Annotated in this window: 11 protein-coding genes, 4 tRNA genes and 1 pseudogene; 12 read left to right on the forward strand and 4 right to left on the reverse strand. The window is 58.5% G+C overall.

What is annotated here, in order from left to right; translation table 11 throughout:
* The first annotated feature begins 86 nt into the window (after positions 1 to 86).
* On the forward strand, positions 87 to 1754 hold the full coding sequence (locus tag D3880_RS10800) for a glutamine--tRNA ligase/YqeY domain fusion protein (protein WP_119895717.1): 1668 nt from the start codon (positions 87 to 89) through the stop codon (positions 1752 to 1754).
* The gene (cysS, locus tag D3880_RS10805) at positions 1754 to 3139 is read left to right on the forward strand and encodes a cysteine--tRNA ligase (RefSeq protein WP_119895718.1); all 1386 of its coding nucleotides are present in this window, start codon (positions 1754 to 1756) and stop codon (positions 3137 to 3139) included. Before D3880_RS10800 ends, cysS begins: the two co-directional genes overlap by 1 nt.
* A gap of 57 nt (positions 3140 to 3196) precedes the next feature.
* Here the strand turns inward: cysS and folD are convergent, their stop codons facing one another.
* Positions 3197 to 4051 carry a bifunctional methylenetetrahydrofolate dehydrogenase/methenyltetrahydrofolate cyclohydrolase FolD gene (gene folD, locus D3880_RS10810; RefSeq protein ID WP_119893455.1) on the reverse strand — a complete coding sequence of 285 codons (855 nt, stop codon included), beginning with the start codon at positions 4049 to 4051 and terminating at the stop codon, positions 3197 to 3199.
* Between the two features lie 276 nt (positions 4052 to 4327).
* Here folD and D3880_RS10815 point away from each other — a divergent pair.
* From D3880_RS10815 to D3880_RS10860, 10 genes are all read left to right on the forward strand, one after another.
* A tRNA-Arg gene (locus tag D3880_RS10815) sits at positions 4328 to 4404 on the forward strand.
* 32 nt (positions 4405 to 4436) lie between these two features.
* A tRNA-His gene (locus tag D3880_RS10820) sits at positions 4437 to 4512 on the forward strand.
* A 53-nt stretch (positions 4513 to 4565) separates the two neighbouring features.
* Positions 4566 to 4650 (forward strand) — tRNA-Leu (locus tag D3880_RS10825).
* 133 nt (positions 4651 to 4783) lie between these two features.
* Positions 4784 to 6094 carry a trigger factor gene (tig, locus tag D3880_RS10830; RefSeq protein ID WP_119893456.1) on the forward strand — a complete coding sequence of 437 codons (1311 nt, stop codon included), beginning with the start codon at positions 4784 to 4786 and terminating at the stop codon, positions 6092 to 6094.
* 90 nt (positions 6095 to 6184) lie between these two features.
* On the forward strand, positions 6185 to 6826 hold the full coding sequence (clpP, locus tag D3880_RS10835) for an ATP-dependent Clp endopeptidase proteolytic subunit ClpP (RefSeq protein ID WP_119893457.1): 642 nt from the start codon (positions 6185 to 6187) through the stop codon (positions 6824 to 6826).
* A 106-nt stretch (positions 6827 to 6932) separates the two neighbouring features.
* Positions 6933 to 8213, forward strand: coding sequence for an ATP-dependent Clp protease ATP-binding subunit ClpX (clpX, locus tag D3880_RS10840; RefSeq protein ID WP_119893458.1), 1281 nt, complete (start codon positions 6933 to 6935; stop codon positions 8211 to 8213).
* 143 nt (positions 8214 to 8356) lie between these two features.
* Entirely contained in the window at positions 8357 to 10753 is a 2397-nt protein-coding gene (gene lon, locus D3880_RS10845; protein ID WP_119893459.1) for an endopeptidase La, read from the forward strand.
* A 134-nt stretch (positions 10754 to 10887) separates the two neighbouring features.
* Complete coding sequence (hupB, locus tag D3880_RS10850) at positions 10888 to 11160, forward strand: nucleoid-associated protein HU-beta (protein ID WP_003239952.1); 273 nt, start codon at positions 10888 to 10890, stop codon at positions 11158 to 11160.
* A 53-nt stretch (positions 11161 to 11213) separates the two neighbouring features.
* Positions 11214 to 11290: transfer RNA gene (locus D3880_RS10855), tRNA-Asp, on the forward strand.
* Between the two features lie 98 nt (positions 11291 to 11388).
* Positions 11389 to 13263 (forward strand): SurA N-terminal domain-containing protein, encoded by a 1875-nt coding sequence (locus tag D3880_RS10860; RefSeq protein ID WP_119893460.1) that lies wholly within the window; start codon positions 11389 to 11391, stop codon positions 13261 to 13263.
* Positions 13264 to 13346: 83 nt separating this feature from the next.
* Here D3880_RS10860 and D3880_RS10865 read toward each other — a convergent pair.
* From D3880_RS10865 to D3880_RS10875, 3 genes and pseudogenes are all read right to left on the reverse strand, one after another.
* Positions 13347 to 13542, reverse strand: a pseudogene (locus tag D3880_RS10865) (SDR family oxidoreductase); the annotation flags it as partial.
* A 17-nt stretch (positions 13543 to 13559) separates the two neighbouring features.
* Complete coding sequence (locus D3880_RS10870; protein ID WP_119893461.1) at positions 13560 to 15167, reverse strand: ABC transporter ATP-binding protein; 1608 nt, start codon at positions 15165 to 15167, stop codon at positions 13560 to 13562.
* 1 nt (position 15168) lies between these two features.
* Positions 15169 to 16200 (reverse strand): ABC transporter permease, encoded by a 1032-nt coding sequence (locus D3880_RS10875; protein ID WP_119893462.1) that lies wholly within the window; start codon positions 16198 to 16200, stop codon positions 15169 to 15171.
* Between the last annotated feature and the right edge of the window lies 1 nt (position 16201).

Consider the following 16201-nt stretch of genomic DNA (forward strand, 5'->3'; position numbering starts at 1 on the left):
TCAGGGGGTTGACCGCTTCGGCTATGATAAGCGCTTTGATTTGACCGGCCTACCCTGCGCCGCGCACCAGCATGATCAAGGACCCCATGAGCAAGCCAGAGACTCCCGCCGCAGCAAACTTTCTTCGCCAGATCGTCCAGGCCGACCTTGATGCCGGCAAGCACGCGAAGATCATCACGCGCTTCCCGCCGGAGCCGAACGGCTACCTGCATATCGGCCATGCCAAGTCGATCTGCCTGAACTTTGGGCTGGCCAAGGAGTTCGGCGGCGATTGCCATCTGCGCTTCGACGACACCAACCCGGCCAAGGAAGACCAGGAATACATCGACGCCATTGAAAGCGATGTGAAGTGGCTAGGCTTCGACTGGGCCGGCGAGGTGCGCTATGCCTCGAACTATTTCGACCAGCTGTATGCCTGGGCGCTCGAGCTGATCAAGGCCGGCAAGGCCTATGTCTGCGACCTGACTCCCGAGCAGGCGCGCGAATACCGTGGCAGCCTGACCGAGCCGGGCAAGAACAGCCCGTTCCGCGAGCGTTCGGTGGAGGAAAACCTCGATCTGATCGCACGGATGAAGGCCGGCGAGTTCAAGGACGGCGACAGGGTGCTGCGCGCCAAGATCGACATGGCCTCGCCGAACATGAACCTGCGCGACCCGATCCTCTATCGGATCCGCCACGAGCATCACCACCAGACCGGCGACCAGTGGTGCATCTACCCCAGCTACGACTTCACCCATGGGCAGTCGGACGCTATCGAAGGCATCACCCATTCGATCTGTACCCTCGAGTTCGAGGATCATCGCCCGCTCTACGAATGGTTCTTGGCAAATCTGTCGGTACCGGCGCAGCCGCGCCAGTATGAGTTCTCGCGACTCAACCTGAACTACACCATCACCAGCAAGCGCAAGCTCAAGCAGCTGGTGGATGAGAAGCACGTGAGCGGCTGGGACGATCCGCGTATGTCGACCCTGTCCGGCTATCGCCGTCGCGGCTACACGCCCGAGTCGATCCGCAATTTCTGCGAAATGATCGGCGTCAACCGCGCCAGCGGCGTGGTCGATGTCGGCATGCTGGAGTTCAGCATCCGTGAGGATCTGGATGTCCGCGCGCCGCGCGCCATGTGCGTGTTGCGCCCCTTGAAAGTGGTGATCAGCAATTATCCGGAAGGTCAGGTAGAAAGCCTCGAGCTGCCGCGCCATCCGAAAGAAGACATGGGTGTGCGCGTGCTGCCGTTCTCCCGCGAGCTCTACATCGACGCAGGCGACTTCGAGGAGACCCCTCCGGCTGGCTACAAGCGCCTGATCCCCGGCGGTGAAGTGCGCCTGCGTGGCAGCTATGTGATCCGCGCCGACGAGGCGATCAAGGATGCCGGTGGCAATATCGTCGAGCTGCGTTGCTCCTACGACCCGGATACGCTCGGCAAGAACCCGGAGGGCCGCAAGGTCAAAGGCGTGATCCATTGGGTGCCGGCGGCGGAAAGCGTCGAATGCGAAGTGCGCCTGTACGACCGTTTGTTCCGCTCGGCGAACCCGGAGAAGGTGGAAGAGGGCGCCAGCTTCCTCGACAACATCAACCCCGAGTCCCTGCAAGTGCTCACGGGTTGCCGCGCGGAGCCTTCTTTGGCCCAGGCGCGACCGGAAGATCGCTTCCAGTTTGAGCGCGAAGGCTACTTCTGCGCCGATCTGAAGGATTCGCAACCTGGCAAGCCGGTATTCAACCGTACCGTGACCCTGCGTGACTCCTGGGGCCAATGATGACGCTGTCGATCTATAACACCCTGAGCAAGACCAAGGCGCCGCTCAAGCCGCTGCTGGGCAACCAGGTGCGCATGTACGTGTGCGGCATGACCGTCTATGACTTCTGTCATATCGGCCATGCGCGGGTAATGGTGGCCTTCGACGTGGTGGCACGCTGGCTGCGGCATAGCGGCTACGAGCTGACCTATGTGCGTAACATCACCGATATCGATGACAAGATCATCAAACGTGCCCAGGAAAACGGCGAAAGCTTCGAGCGACTGACTCAGCGCATGATCGCCGCCATGCTCGAAGATGAGGCGCGCTTGAGCGTCCTGCGTCCAGATCAGGAGCCGCGCGCCACTGGGCATATCGCCGGCATGCACGCGATGATCCAGACCCTGATCGACAAAGGCTTCGCCTACGCGCCGGGCAACGGTGACGTTTATTACCGGGTCGGCAAGTTTGCCGGCTACGGCAAGCTGTCGCGGATGAAGATCGAAGACCTGCGCATCGGTGCGCGTATCGAGGTCGACGAGGCCAAGGACGACCCGCTCGATTTCGTCCTGTGGAAGGGTGTCAAGCCCGGCGAGCCGAGTTGGGAGTCGCCCTGGGGCGCTGGGCGTCCGGGCTGGCATATCGAATGCTCGGTGATGTCCACTTGCTGCTTAGGCGAGACCTTCGACATTCATGGTGGCGGCCCCGATCTGGTGTTCCCGCACCACGAGAACGAGATCGCGCAAAGCGAGGCGGCGACCGGCAAGACTTACGCCAATGCCTGGATGCACGCCGGGGCGGTGCGGGTGGATGGCGAGAAGATGTCCAAGTCGCTGGGCAACTTCTTCACCATTCGCGAAGTGTTGGAAAAATATCATCCAGAGGTGGTGCGCTACCTGCTGGTCTCCAGCCATTACCGCAGCCCGATCAACTACTCCGAAGACAGCCTGAAGGAAGCCAAGGGCGCGCTTGAGCGTTTTTACCACGCCCTGAAAGGCTTGCCGGCGGCCCAGGCGGCCGGTGGCGAGGCTTATGTCGAGCGCTTCGCCAAGGCGATGGACGATGATTTCAACACGCCGGAAGCTTGTGCCGTGCTGTTCGAACTGGCACGCGAGGTGAACCGTTTGCGCGAAAGCGACCCACAGGCGGCTGCGGCCTTGGCTGTGCGCCTGCGGGAGCTGGCAAGCCTGCTTGGCGTGCTACAGCTGGAGCCGGATGCCTTCCTGCGCGCAGGCGCGGAAGATCGGCTCGATGCGGCGGAGGTTGAGGCCTTGATTCAGGCGCGCTTGGCTGCGCGAGCGGCCAAGGATTGGGCGGAGTCCGACCGTATCCGTGACCAGCTCACCGCAATGGGGGTGGTGCTGGAGGATGGCAAGGGTGGCACGACCTGGCGTTTGGCAGAATAGTTTGCTTCGCGCATAAAAAAGGCCGCTTCATGCGGCCTTTTTTATGTTTGCATACTTTCAAGCGTGCAGATGCTCGGCGGCGTGCAGGGTGTTCTCCAGCAGGCAGGCTCGAGTCATCGGACCGACACCGCCGGGAACCGGTGTGATCCAGCTGGCGCGGGGGAGGGCGGTTTCATAGACCACATCGCCCACCAGTTTGCCGTTTTCTTGGCGATTGATGCCGACGTCGATGACGATCGCCCCTTCTTTGATCCACTCGCCTTTGACTAGGCCGGGCTTGCCGGCGGCCACTACCACCAGATCGGCATTCGCCACGTGGGCGGCTAGATCGCGGGTAAACCGGTGGGTCACAGTGACGGTGCAGCCGGCTAGCAGCAATTCCATGGCCATCGGGCGGCCGACAATATTCGAAGCGCCGACAATCACCGCATTCATGCCATACAGATTGGCGCCGGTGCTGGTGAGCAGCGTCATGATGCCTTTCGGCGTGCAGGGGCGTAGGAGCGGAATGCGCTGGGCGAGGCGGCCAATATTGTAAGGGTGGAAGCCGTCGACATCTTTGTCGGGGCGGATGCGCTCGAGCAGAAGCGAAGCGTCCAGATGTTCTGGCAGCGGCAGCTGAACGAGGATGCCATCGATAGCGGGGTCGTCATTCAAGCGATCGATCAGGCCACTCAATTCATTCTGACTAGTGCTCGCGGGCAGATCATAAGCCTGGGAAAGGAAGCCAACCTCTTCGCAGTCTTTACGCTTGTGCGAGACATAAACCTGCGAGGCGGCATCAGTACCAACCAAGATTACCGCCAGGCCGGGGGCGCGCAAGCCTTGTTGGCGACGCTCGGCGACACGTTGGGCGATCTGCTGGCGGAGGCTGGCGGCGATCGCTTTGCCGTCGATTAATTGTGCGGTCATGACGCGTGCTTAACCATCGAAAAGGATTGAAAAAGGACGCGCATTCTCGCATGACCTGAGGAGTGGGCAAAGGCAGCGACTCGGCAATTTCCCGTAACTCCTTTATCTCGCTGAATTTTTTAAGTTTTATAGTTGACGTCATTGCGCCTCCCCATTAACATTCGCCCCGCTTGTCGAGCACAGCTAGCGCTGGGTTAGAAGGCGAAGGCGAATCGAGGTTGATTCGTTAAAGCCAGGGCTTTTGATCTGCGCTTCAAATGAAGTGCTGATGAGTAAGCGCCCGTAGCTCAGCTGGATAGAGCATCCGCCTTCTAAGCGGATGGTCGCAGGTTCGAGTCCTGCCGGGTGCGCCATTTGGCTGCTTTGGCACAAGCGATGCAATATGGTGGGCGTAGCTCAGTTGGTAGAGCGCAGGATTGTGATTCCTGTTGTCGTGGGTTCGATTCCCATCGTCCACCCCATATTCGAAAAGACGCCAGGTTCTCAGCCTGGCGTCTTGCTTTAAAGCTTGTATGCGGACGTGGTGGAATTGGTAGACACACTGGATTTAGGTTCCAGCGCCGCAAGGCGTGAGAGTTCGAGTCTCTCCGTCCGCACCATCTTTTAGTGCTTCCCTCCCGTTTTTAGCCCGCGTTCTGTGGGGTGACTTCTTCGATTTGACCCACTAGAATGCATGCCCTTGATTCTGGGGCTGGAAACGGCCGGCTAACGTCTGTGCAACGAGGAATATCCATGCAAGTTTCTGTTGAAAACACTTCCGCTCTTGAGCGTCGCATGACTATCGGCGTTCCGGCCGAGCGTATCGAGACCGAAGTCAACAAGCGTCTGCAACAGACTGCACGTCGTGCCAAAATCCCAGGCTTCCGTCCGGGCAAGGTGCCGATGAGCGTTATTCGTCAGCGTTATGAAGATGCTGCGCGCCAAGAAGCTCTGAGCGATCTGATTCAGGCGACTTTCTACGAAGCCGTGGTTGAGCAAAAGCTGAACCCGGCCGGCGCTCCGGCTGTTGAGCCGAAGGTCTTCGAGAAAGGTAAGGACCTGGAGTACGTTGCTACTTTTGAAGTATTCCCCGAGTTCCAGGTTTCCGGCTTCGATGGCATTGCCGTCGAGCGTCAGCAGGCGGAAGTGACCGCTGCCGATGTCGATAACATGCTGGAAATCTTGCGCAAGCAAAACACCCGCTTCGAGAACGTCGAGCGCGATGCGTTGAATGGCGATCAGCTGAATATTGATTTCGTCGGCAAGGTCGACGGCGAAGTCTTTGCCGGTGGTTCGGCCAAGGGTACTCAACTCGTGCTGGGCTCCGGCCGCATGATTCCGGGCTTTGAAGACGGCCTGGTCGGCGCCAAAGCTGGCGAGGAGCGCGTCCTCAATCTGACTTTCCCGGCCGAGTATCAAAATCTGGAGCTGGCCGGCAAGGCCGCCGAGTTTACTGTTACCGTCAACAGTATCTCCGAGCCCAAGCTGCCGGAGCTGAACGATGATTTCTTCGCGTTGTTCGGGATCAAGGAGGGTGGCCTCGAAGGTTTCCGCGCCGAAGTGGGTAAAAATATGGAGCGCGAGCTGCGTCAAGCCATCAAATCCAAGGTGAAAAACCAGGTGATGGATGGCTTGCTGGCTGTCAATCCGATCGAAGTGCCAAAGGCTCTGATCGGCAATGAAGTAAATCGTCTCCGCGTACAGGCCGTTCAACAGTTCGGCGGCAATATCAAGCCGGATCAACTCCCGGCCGAGCTGTTTGAAGAACAGGCTAAGCGCCGTGTGGTGCTTGGTTTGATCGTTGCCGAAGTGGTCAAGCATTTCGAGCTGAAGCCGAATGAAGACCGTGTGCGTGAACTGATCCAGGAGATGGCTTCGGCCTATCAAGAGCCCGAGCAGGTTGTGGCCTGGTACTACAAAAATGACCAGCAGCTGAACGAAGTGCGTTCTGTTGTGCTGGAAGAGCAAGTTGTAGATACTGTCCTGCAGAAGGCCAAAGTGACCGATAAGCAGGTCTCCTACGAAGAGGCGGTCAAGCCGGCGGAAGCCCCGCAGGCTGCCTGATTCCTCGCCTCGTTCGAGCACACCATAAGCCAGCCTTCGTGCTGGCTTATGCGTCCTTGAGACATGACTATTAGGGAGTGATCGCTGGACATGTCGCGTAATCCATTTATGCAACAAATGCCTGATATCCAGGCTGCCGGTGGCCTAGTGCCGATGGTGATCGAACAGTCCGCTCGCGGTGAGCGTGCCTACGACATCTATTCCCGCTTGCTGAAGGAGCGGGTGATCTTCCTGGTTGGCCAGGTCGAGGACTACATGGCCAACCTGGTGGTGGCTCAGCTGCTGTTCCTCGAAGCCGAGAACCCTGACAAGGATATTCACCTTTACATCAACTCGCCGGGTGGTTCGGTAACTGCTGGTATGTCGATCTACGACACCATGCAGTTCATTAAGCCCGACGTCTCCACTATCTGCATTGGCCAGGCCTGCAGCATGGGGGCTTTGCTGCTGGCTGGCGGTGCGGCTGGCAAACGTTACTGCCTGCCGCACTCGCGGATGATGATTCACCAGCCGCTCGGTGGCTTCCAGGGGCAGGCTTCGGATATTGAGATCCATGCTCGGGAAATCCTCACTATCCGTGAGCGTCTGAACAAGATCCTCGCCGATCACACCGGTCAGCCGATCGAAGTGATTGCTCGCGACACCGACCGTGACAACTTCATGAGCGGCGATGATGCCGTTAAATACAGACTTATCGATCAGGTTCTCAGCAAGCGCCAGCTCGTTGGCTAGCCGTTCCTCTTGCGCGGTCGGCAGCTGGCCGACCGCTCCGCGGGCTTGAAAATGCCCGCATTTGCCTTCATCTTGTGTTTCAAGCCTACCGGACTGGATTGATCGAATGACTGACACCCGCAACGGCGAGGACAACGGCAAATTGCTTTATTGCTCCTTCTGCGGCAAAAGCCAGCATGAAGTGCGTAAATTGATTGCCGGCCCCTCGGTCTTTATCTGCGACGAGTGCGTCGACCTGTGCAATGACATCATCCGTGAGGAGGTGCAGGAGGCCCAGGCCGAGAGCAGCGCGCACAAACTTCCCGCGCCGAAAGAAATCAGCAACATCCTCGATCAATATGTCATCGGTCAGGAGCGTGCGAAAAAGATTCTGGCGGTGGCGGTATATAACCACTACAAGCGCCTCAATCATCGCGATAAGAAAGATGACGTCGAGCTGGGTAAGAGCAATATCCTGCTGATTGGCCCGACTGGTTCAGGGAAAACTCTGCTGGCCGAAACATTGGCTCGTTTGCTCAATGTGCCTTTCACTATCGCCGATGCGACCACCTTGACCGAGGCAGGTTATGTCGGTGAAGACGTTGAAAATATCATTCAGAAATTGCTGCAGAAGTGCGATTACGATGTAGAAAAGGCCCAGATGGGCATCGTTTATATCGACGAGATCGATAAGATTTCCCGCAAGTCTGACAATCCTTCGATCACTCGGGATGTTTCCGGTGAGGGCGTGCAGCAGGCCCTGTTGAAGCTGATCGAAGGTACTGTCGCATCGGTACCACCGCAAGGTGGGCGCAAGCATCCGCAACAGGAGTTCTTGCAGGTCGATACCCGCAACATCCTGTTCATCTGCGGTGGCGCGTTCTCCGGCCTGGAAAAAGTCATCCAGGGGCGTTCCACCAAGGGTGGTATTGGCTTTAATGCTGAGGTTCGTAGCATTGATCTGGGTAAGAAGGTCGGTGAATCTTTGCGTCAGGTGGAGCCGGATGACCTGGTGAAGTTCGGGTTGATTCCTGAGTTCGTTGGACGTCTGCCGGTGATCGCTACTCTGGATGAGCTGGATGAGGCTGCTTTGATGCAGATTCTCACTGAGCCGAAAAATGCGTTGACCAAGCAGTATGCCAAGCTGTTCGAAATGGAAGGGGTTGATCTGGAGTTCCGCCCTGATGCACTTCGTTCAGTTGCCCATCGTGCTCTGGAGCGTAAAACTGGTGCTCGTGGTTTGCGTTCGATTCTGGAAGGCGTACTACTCGATACCATGTATGACATCCCCTCGCAGGCTGAGGTGAGCAAAGTGGTTATCGATGAGAGCGTGATCGCCGGTACCTCCAAACCGCTGCTGATCTACGAAAACAGCGAGCCACCGGCAAAAGCTGCGCCCGAGGCGTAAGCAACACTCAGCAAACAAGGGGCCTGCGGGCCCCTTTGTATTTCCTGCCGCAGCGCTTGTTTTTTCTCGGGCCTACCCCCATCTTAGGGCCAAGGGGTACTCCCATCCGTTCACGGCCGAATGGCCGCCGTAGAGCCAAAATCATGAAGACAACAGTCGAATTGCCTCTTTTGCCGCTGCGCGATGTCGTGGTCTATCCGCACATGGTCATCCCGCTCTTTGTTGGGCGAGAGAAGTCTATAGAGGCGCTGGAAGCCGCTATGACGGGCGACAAGCAGATACTACTGGTAGCGCAGAAAAACCCGGCCGATGACGATCCGGCAGAAGAAGCGCTCTATCGTGTGGGAACTGTGGCAACTGTACTGCAATTGCTCAAGCTGCCAGACGGAACTGTCAAGGTCTTGGTCGAGGGTGAGCAGCGTGGCGCTATTGAGCGTTTTGTTGCCATGGATGACCACTGCCGTGTCGACGTGGTGCTGATTGATGAACAGGATGCGGCTGAACGCGAGTCCGAGGTGTTTACCCGTAGCTTGCTCAGCCAGTTTGAACAATACGTGCAGTTGGGCAAGAAGGTCCCCGCCGAAGTTCTTTCCTCTCTGAACAGCATCGATGAGCCTGGTCGTTTGGTCGACACCATGGCTGCGCATATGGCACTGAAGATCGAACAGAAGCAGGAAATTCTGGAGATTACCGACCTTTCGGCACGTGTCGAGCACGTTTTGGCGTTACTGGATGCTGAGATCGATCTACTGCAGGTTGAAAAACGCATTCGTGGTCGCGTCAAAAAGCAGATGGAGCGCAGCCAGCGTGAGTACTACCTGAATGAGCAGATGAAGGCGATTCAGAAGGAGCTTGGTGATGGCGATGAAGGGCATAACGAGCTCGAGGATCTGAAAAAGCGCATCGAAAGTGCCGGCTTGACTAAAGAGGCGTATAGCAAGGCCCAGGCAGAGTTGAACAAACTCAAGCAGATGTCACCTATGTCGGCTGAAGCCACTGTGGTGCGTTCCTATATCGATTGGCTAGTCAATGTTCCGTGGAAAACCGAGAGCAAGGTTCGACTCGATCTGGCCAAGGCCGAGGAAATTCTGGATGCCGATCACTACGGCCTCGAGGAGGTGAAGGAGCGCATTCTCGAGTATCTCGCCGTGCAGAAGCGGGTCAAGAAAGTCAAAGGCCCGGTACTCTGCCTGGTTGGCCCGCCAGGGGTGGGCAAAACCTCGTTGGCCGAGTCGATTGCCCATGCGACTAATCGAAAGTTTGTGCGCATGGCGTTGGGTGGGGTGCGTGATGAGGCGGAAATCCGCGGTCACCGGCGTACCTACATCGGTTCGATGCCTGGGCGTTTGATTCAGAAAATGACCAAAGTCGGTGTGCGCAATCCGCTGTTCTTGCTTGATGAGATCGACAAGATGGGGCAGGACATGCGCGGTGATCCAGCTTCAGCGCTGCTCGAGGTGCTCGATCCGGAGCAGAACCACAACTTCAATGATCACTATCTGGAGGTTGATTACGATCTTTCAGACGTGATGTTCCTCTGTACTGCCAACTCCATGAACATTCCTGCGCCATTGCTGGACCGCATGGAGGTGATCCGCCTTCCAGGCTACACCGAGGATGAGAAGATCAACATTGCGGTGAAATACCTGGCCCCCAAACAAACCCAAGCCAACGGCTTGAAGAAAGGCGAGCTGGAATTTCAGCCAGAGACAATTCGCGACATCATTCGTTACTACACTCGCGAGGCTGGGGTCCGCGGTCTTGAGCGGCAGATTGCCAAAGTTTGCCGTAAGGTCGTGAAGGAATATGTGCGTGAAAAGCGTTTGAAGGTATTAGTCACTCCTGAGTCGCTTGAGCACTTCCTGGGTGTCAGAAAGTATCGTTATGGTTTGGCCGAACAGCAGGATCAGATTGGCCAAGTCACCGGGTTGGCCTGGACCCAGGTCGGGGGTGAGTTGCTGACAATCGAAGCAGCCGTGGTTCTAGGCAAGGGGCAGCTGATCAAGACCGGTTCGCTGGGGGATGTGATGGTCGAGTCCATTACTGCGGCCTTGACCGTGGTGCGCAGCCGCGCCAAGAGTCTGGGGGTTGCTTCGGACTTCTATGAGAAACGCGACATTCATATCCACATGCCGGAAGGTGCTACCCCTAAAGACGGGCCGAGTGCAGGTGTTGGCATGTGTACCGCCTTGGTCTCAGCGCTCACGCAAATCCCTGTGCGTGCCGATGTTGCCATGACCGGAGAGATCACATTACGTGGTCAGGTTCTAGCTATTGGCGGTCTGAAGGAGAAGTTGCTGGCTGCTCATCGTGGCGGAATCAAGACGGTGATCATCCCTGAAGAGAACGTGCGTGACCTGAAGGAAATTCCGGAAAATATTAAGCAAGACCTACAGATTAAACCGGTCAAATGGATTGACGAGGTCCTGCAAATTGCGCTGCAATACGCCCCGGAGCCCTTGCCCGATGCGGCTCCGGAGATGGTTGCAAAGGATGACAAGCGCGAGACTGATTCCAAGGAGCGAATCAGCACGCATTAGCCGGGGGGCTTCCTTGACACATTTTTAAAGCCCTTGTTATAAACGGCTCTTCTTGTGTCGGCAGGCCACTCAGCACCCGCTTTGCTTACACCAAAAATTAAGAAACAAACTCAACAGGAATAAGGGGACTTAGAGTGAACAAGTCGGAACTGATCGATGCAATCGCCGCATCTGCTGATATCCCGAAAGCTGTCGCTGGCCGCGCGCTGGACGCAGTGATCGAATCCGTCACTGGCGCTCTTAAGGCTGGTGATTCTGTAGTATTGGTCGGCTTTGGTACTTTCGCTGTTAAAGAGCGCGCTGCCCGCACTGGCCGCAACCCACAAACTGGCAAGCCGATCAGCATCGCCGCTGCCAAGATTCCAGGTTTCAAAGCTGGTAAAGCGCTGAAAGACGCCGTTAACTAAGCGTCCTTCGAGCCTTACCCAACCACATCGGGCGATTGGCTCGGTTTGGTCGCGGAGCGGTAGTTCAGTCGGTTAGAATACCGGCCTGTCACGCCGGGGGTCGCGGGTTCGAGTCCCGTCCGCTCCGCCAGTTACGAGAAGGCGCATCCTCGGATGCGCCTTTCTTATATCCGGATTCTACCCACGCTCCACGGCCGTTTACTTCAGTCGGTCGTTTTTGGGGGACGCATGCTGCAGAACATCAGGGACAATTCACAAGGCTGGATTGCCAAGACCATCATCGGTGTTATCGTCGCGCTGATGGCGTTGACTGGCTTCGATGCCATTTTCAATGCCACTCGAAATAATCAGGAAGTTGCCAAGGTTAATGGTGAAGAGATCGGCCCGAACGAGCTGAGCCAAGCTGTGGATATGCAGCGTCGGCAACTGATGGAGCGTTTGGGTAAGGACTTCGACGCTTCGCGGCTGGATGAGAAGCTGTTGCGTGAGGCCGCTCTGAAAGGCCTGATCGAGCGCAAGCTACTGTTGCAGGGAGCCACGGATGCAGGCTTCGCTTTCTCGCAAGCGGCGTTGGATCAACTGATTCTGCAGACCCCAGAGTTCCAGGTGGATGGCAAGTTCAATTCCGATCGCTTCGATCAGGTCATCCGCCAGATGGGTTACACGCGTATGCAGTTCCGTCAGATGCTCGAGCAAGAGATGCTGATCGGACAGTTGCGTGCCGGGTTGTCGGGTAGTGGCTTTGTCACTGAAGAGGAAGTCCTGGCGTTTGCTCGCCTGGAAAAACAGACCCGTGATTTCGCCACATTGTCCCTTAAGGCGGATAGCAAGGCAGTGAAGCTCTCCGACGAGGAGATCAAGGCCTATTACGATGAGCACGCCAACCAGTTCATGAGCCCCGAGCAAGTGGTGCTGGAATATGTCGAGCTGAAGAAGGATGCCTTTTTCGACAAGGTCAGCGTCAAGGATGAGGACCTGCAAGCGCTCTACCAGAAGGAAATCTCCAATCTGGCCGAGCAGCGTGATGCGGCGCATATCCTGATCGAAGTGAATGACAAGGTGACCGAGGCGCAAGCCAAGGCCAAGATCGAAGAGGTGCAGAAGCGTCTGAGTCAGGGAGGCAACTTTGCCGCGCTGGCCAAAGAGTTCTCCGAGGATCCGGGTTCGGCCACTAATAGCGGCGACCTCGGTTATGCCGGCCCGGGGGTTTATGATCCCGAGTTCGAAAAAGCCCTGTACGCCTTGAAGAAGGATGAAGTATCGGCCCCGGTCCGCTCTGCTTATGGTTGGCACCTGATCAAGTTGTTGGGTGTTCAGGCTCCCGAGGTGCCGAGCTTCGCCGCTCTGAAAGATAAGCTGAGCCGTGAGCTCAAGGCTCAGCAAGTGGAGCAGCGCTTTGTTGAGGTCAGCAAAGAGCTGGAGGATGCGGCCTTCGAAGCCTCTGATTTGGAGCAGCCGGCTCAGGATCAGGGTCTGCAGATCAAGCTGAGTGCACCATTCGGGCGTGAGGGCGGTGAGGGGCTGGCTGCCAACCGTCAGGTGATCCAGGCTGCTTTCAGTCCGGAGGTGCTTGAAGACGGCGCCAACAGCGGTGCCATCGAGCTGGACCCCGATACCGTGGTGGTTCTACGTGTTAAAGAGCACAAGAAGCCCGAGCAGTTGCCGCTCGAGCAGGTTACGACCAGCATTCGCGAGCGTTTGGTCGGAGAGCATGCCAGTGCGGCGGTGCAGGCCAAGGGGCAGGCGCTGCTAGCCAGCCTGCGTGAAGGCAAGACCCCGGTGGTTCAAGCGCAGGAAGGTCAGACCTGGAAGATGGTTGAAGCCGCGACGCGTAGCCAGGAGGGCGTGGATCCCGTGGTGCTGCAGACTCTGTTTCGCATGCCGAAACCAGCGGCGGCCGACAAGCCGAGCTTTGCCGGCGTGACGCTGGGCAATGGTGACTATGTGCTGCTGCAACTGAAGGGCGTGAGCGAGCCGGAAGGCGCGCTGGCTGCAGAGGAGACGGAAATGTACCGCCGTTTCCTAGCGTCTCGCGTGGGGCAGCAGGACTTTGCGGCGTTCCGTAATGAGCTGGAAGGCAAGGCGAAAATCGAGCGTTTCTAAACCTCGGATAACCGCTCAATAAAAAGGCCGCTGAAAAGCGGCCTTTTTATTGAGGCATCCATCAGTCGGCGATGGAGCCCATGGCAGGGGAGGCACAGGTCTGCACTCGAACCCCAGCCTGCGGCGAACTCCTCGACGCGCCCCTTGAACTTGTCGTTCTGATAGGTGAAGGCAAGTTCGGCGCCCTCGCGGTGCATGGCAGCAGCAATGCCAGATGCGATGGACAGTTTGCTGGCGACACCTATGATCAGGACGGCGCTTGCCGGCGAGAAAACCCATGTCCGCTCCTCTTCTGGTCAATCGGCAGCTATGGGTGCCATGAAGGCAGCCTCCAGCAGTTGCTGGGTGTAAGGGTGTTGCGGCGCGGCGAAGATGTCCTCCGCCGAGCCCTGTTCGACGACCTGGCCCTGCTTGACCACCATCAGTTGGTGGCTGAGCGCCCTGATCACTGCCAGGTCGTGGCTGATGAACAGGTAGGTCAAGTTGTACTTGGCCTGCAACGAGCGCAGCAATTCCACGACTTGGCGCTGTACCGTGCGGTCGAGCGCGGAAGTCGGCTCGTCCAGCAGGATCAGCTCCGGTTTCAGCACCAAGGCCCGGGCGATGGCGATACGCTGCCGTTGCCCACCGGAAAACTCATGGGGGTAGCGGTGCCGGGTTTCCGGGTCCAGCCCCACCTCCAGGAGCGCGTCGATGATCGCCTGTTCCTGCTCCACTTCGTTCCCGATCTTGTGGATATTCAGGCCTTCGCCAACGATCTGCCCGACCGACATGCGTGGGCTGAGGCTGCCGAACGGATCCTGAAACACCACCTGCATCTGCCGGCGCAGAGGGCGCACTTCGCGCTGCGCCAGGCCATTCAGCGCCTGGCCGTGAAAGCGGATGGTTCCCTGGCTGTCGAGCAGCCGCAGGATGGCCAGACCCAGTGTGGACTTGCCGGAACCACTTTCGCCGACGATGCCCAAGGTCTGCCCCCGGGGCAGGCTGAAATTGATGCCATCCACGGCTTTCACATAATCGACGGTGCGGCGCAGCAAGCCTTTCTTGATCGGGAACCACACGCGCAGGTCGTCGACCTCTAGCAACGGTGCGCCGGCAGGGTTGCTCGCCGGTTCGCCGCTGGGCTCGGCGCCGAGCAGTTCCTGGGTGTAGGGATGCTGCGGCGCATGGAACAGCTGTTCACACGAGGCCTGCTCGACGACCCGCCCGCGCCACATGACGCAGACACGATGGGCAATTCTTCGCACCAGGTTGAGGTCGTGGCTGATGAGCAGCAGCGACATGCCCAGGCGCTGCTGCAAGTCCCTGAGCAGGTCGAGGATTTTCAGCTGTACGGTGACGTCGAGGGCGGTGGTTGGCTCGTCGGCGATCAGCAATTCCGGCTCGTTGGCCAGGGCCATGGCAATCATCACCCGCTGCCGTTGGCCGCCGGACAGCTCGTGGGGGAAGGCCTTGAGGCGCTTGTGCGGTTCGGGGATGCCGACCAGTTCGAGCAATTCCAGCGTGCGCCGGGTTGCCGCCTTGCCGCTCAGGCCCTTGTGCAAGGCGAGCACCTCGGTGATCTGCCTTTCGATGCTGTGCAGCGGGTTCAGCGAGGTCATCGGCTCCTGGAAGACCATGGCGATGCGGTTGCCGCGGATGCTGCGCAATTTGGCCACGGATGTGGTCAGCAAGTCCTGGCCGGCATAGTGGATGCTGCCGGACGGGTGGCGCGCATGGGGGTAGGGCAGTAGGCGCAGGATCGAGTTGGCGGTCACCGACTTACCCGAGCCGCTCTCGCCGACCAAAGCGAGGGTCTCGCCGCGGCGGATATCGAAGCTGGCGCCCTCGACGACCCGCTGCACCCGGTCGCCCATGACGAATTCGACGGCGAGATCGCGCACTTCAATCAGATTCTCTGACATGTCATTTCCTCGGGTCGAAGGCATCGCGCGCGGCCTCGCCGATGAATACCAGCAGGCTCAGCATCAGACCGAGGACCACGAAGGCACTGATCCCCAGCCAGGGCGCCTGGCGGTTGGACTTGGCCTGGGCCACCAGTTCGCCGAGCGACGGTGCACCGGGCGGCAGGCCGAAGCCGAGGAAGTCGAGGGCGGTCAGGGTGCCGATCGCACCGGTGAGGATGAACGGCATGAAGGTCATGGTCGAGATCATGGCGTTGGGCAGGATATGGCGGAACATGATGGCGCCGTTCTGCATGCCCAGCGCGCGGGCGGCGCGCACATACTCGAGGTTGCGGCCGCGCAGGAACTCGGCACGCACGACATCGACCAGGCTCATCCAGGAGAACAGCAGCATGATGCCCAGCAGCCACCAGAAGTTTGGCTGCACGAAGCTGGCCAGGATGATCAACAGATAGAGCACCGGCAAGCCGGACCAGACCTCGAGAAAGCGCTGGCCGAACAGATCGACCCAGCCGCCATAAAAGCCCTGCAAGGCGCCAGCGACCACGCCGATCAGCGAGCTCAGCAGGGTCAGGATCAGGGCGAACAGCACCGAGATACGGAAGCCGTAGATCACCCGCGCCAGCACGTCGCGGCCCTGGTCGTCGGTGCCCAGCCAGTTCTCCGTCGACGGTGGCGACGGCGCTGGTACCTTGAGGTCGTAGTTGATGGTCGAGTAGCTGTAGGGGATTGGCGGCCAGACTATCCAGCCGTCCTTCGCCGCGATCAGTTCGCGGATATAGGCGCTCTTGTAGTTGGCTTCGAGGGGGAATTCGCCGCCGAACGCGGTTTCCGGGTAGCGCTTGAGCACCGGGAAGTACCACTGCTCGTCGTAGTGCACCACCAGCGGCTTGTCGTTGGCGATCAGCTCGGCGCCCAGGCTGAGGATGAACAGCGCGAGGAACAGCCACAGCGACCACCAGCCGCGCTTGTGCGCCTTGAGCCGCTCGAAGCGGCGGCGGTTGAGGGGCGACAGCTTGAGTGCGAAGGCCATC

The organism is Pseudomonas cavernae, assembly GCF_003595175.1.
Classification (GTDB): domain Bacteria; phylum Pseudomonadota; class Gammaproteobacteria; order Pseudomonadales; family Pseudomonadaceae; genus Aquipseudomonas; species Aquipseudomonas cavernae.

What these genes read in the sequence shown, in the direction of transcription:
- D3880_RS10870 (WP_119893461.1), bottom strand. Translation starts at nt 15,167, where the DNA reads ATGTCAGAGAATCTGATTGAAGTGCGCGATCTCGCCGTCGAATTCGTC.
- D3880_RS10875 (WP_119893462.1), bottom strand. Translation starts at nt 16,200, where the DNA reads ATGGCCTTCGCACTCAAGCTGTCGCCCCTCAACCGCCGCCGCTTCGAG.
- folD (WP_119893455.1), bottom strand. Translation starts at nt 4,051, where the DNA reads ATGACCGCACAATTAATCGACGGCAAAGCGATCGCCGCCAGCCTCCGC.
- D3880_RS10800 (WP_119895717.1), top strand. Translation starts at nt 87, where the DNA reads ATGAGCAAGCCAGAGACTCCCGCCGCAGCAAACTTTCTTCGCCAGATC.
- lon (WP_119893459.1), top strand. Translation starts at nt 8,357, where the DNA reads ATGAAGACAACAGTCGAATTGCCTCTTTTGCCGCTGCGCGATGTCGTG.
- clpP (WP_119893457.1), top strand. Translation starts at nt 6,185, where the DNA reads ATGTCGCGTAATCCATTTATGCAACAAATGCCTGATATCCAGGCTGCC.
- D3880_RS10860 (WP_119893460.1), top strand. Translation starts at nt 11,389, where the DNA reads ATGCTGCAGAACATCAGGGACAATTCACAAGGCTGGATTGCCAAGACC.
- clpX (WP_119893458.1), top strand. Translation starts at nt 6,933, where the DNA reads ATGACTGACACCCGCAACGGCGAGGACAACGGCAAATTGCTTTATTGC.
- tig (WP_119893456.1), top strand. Translation starts at nt 4,784, where the DNA reads ATGCAAGTTTCTGTTGAAAACACTTCCGCTCTTGAGCGTCGCATGACT.
- cysS (WP_119895718.1), top strand. Translation starts at nt 1,754, where the DNA reads ATGACGCTGTCGATCTATAACACCCTGAGCAAGACCAAGGCGCCGCTC.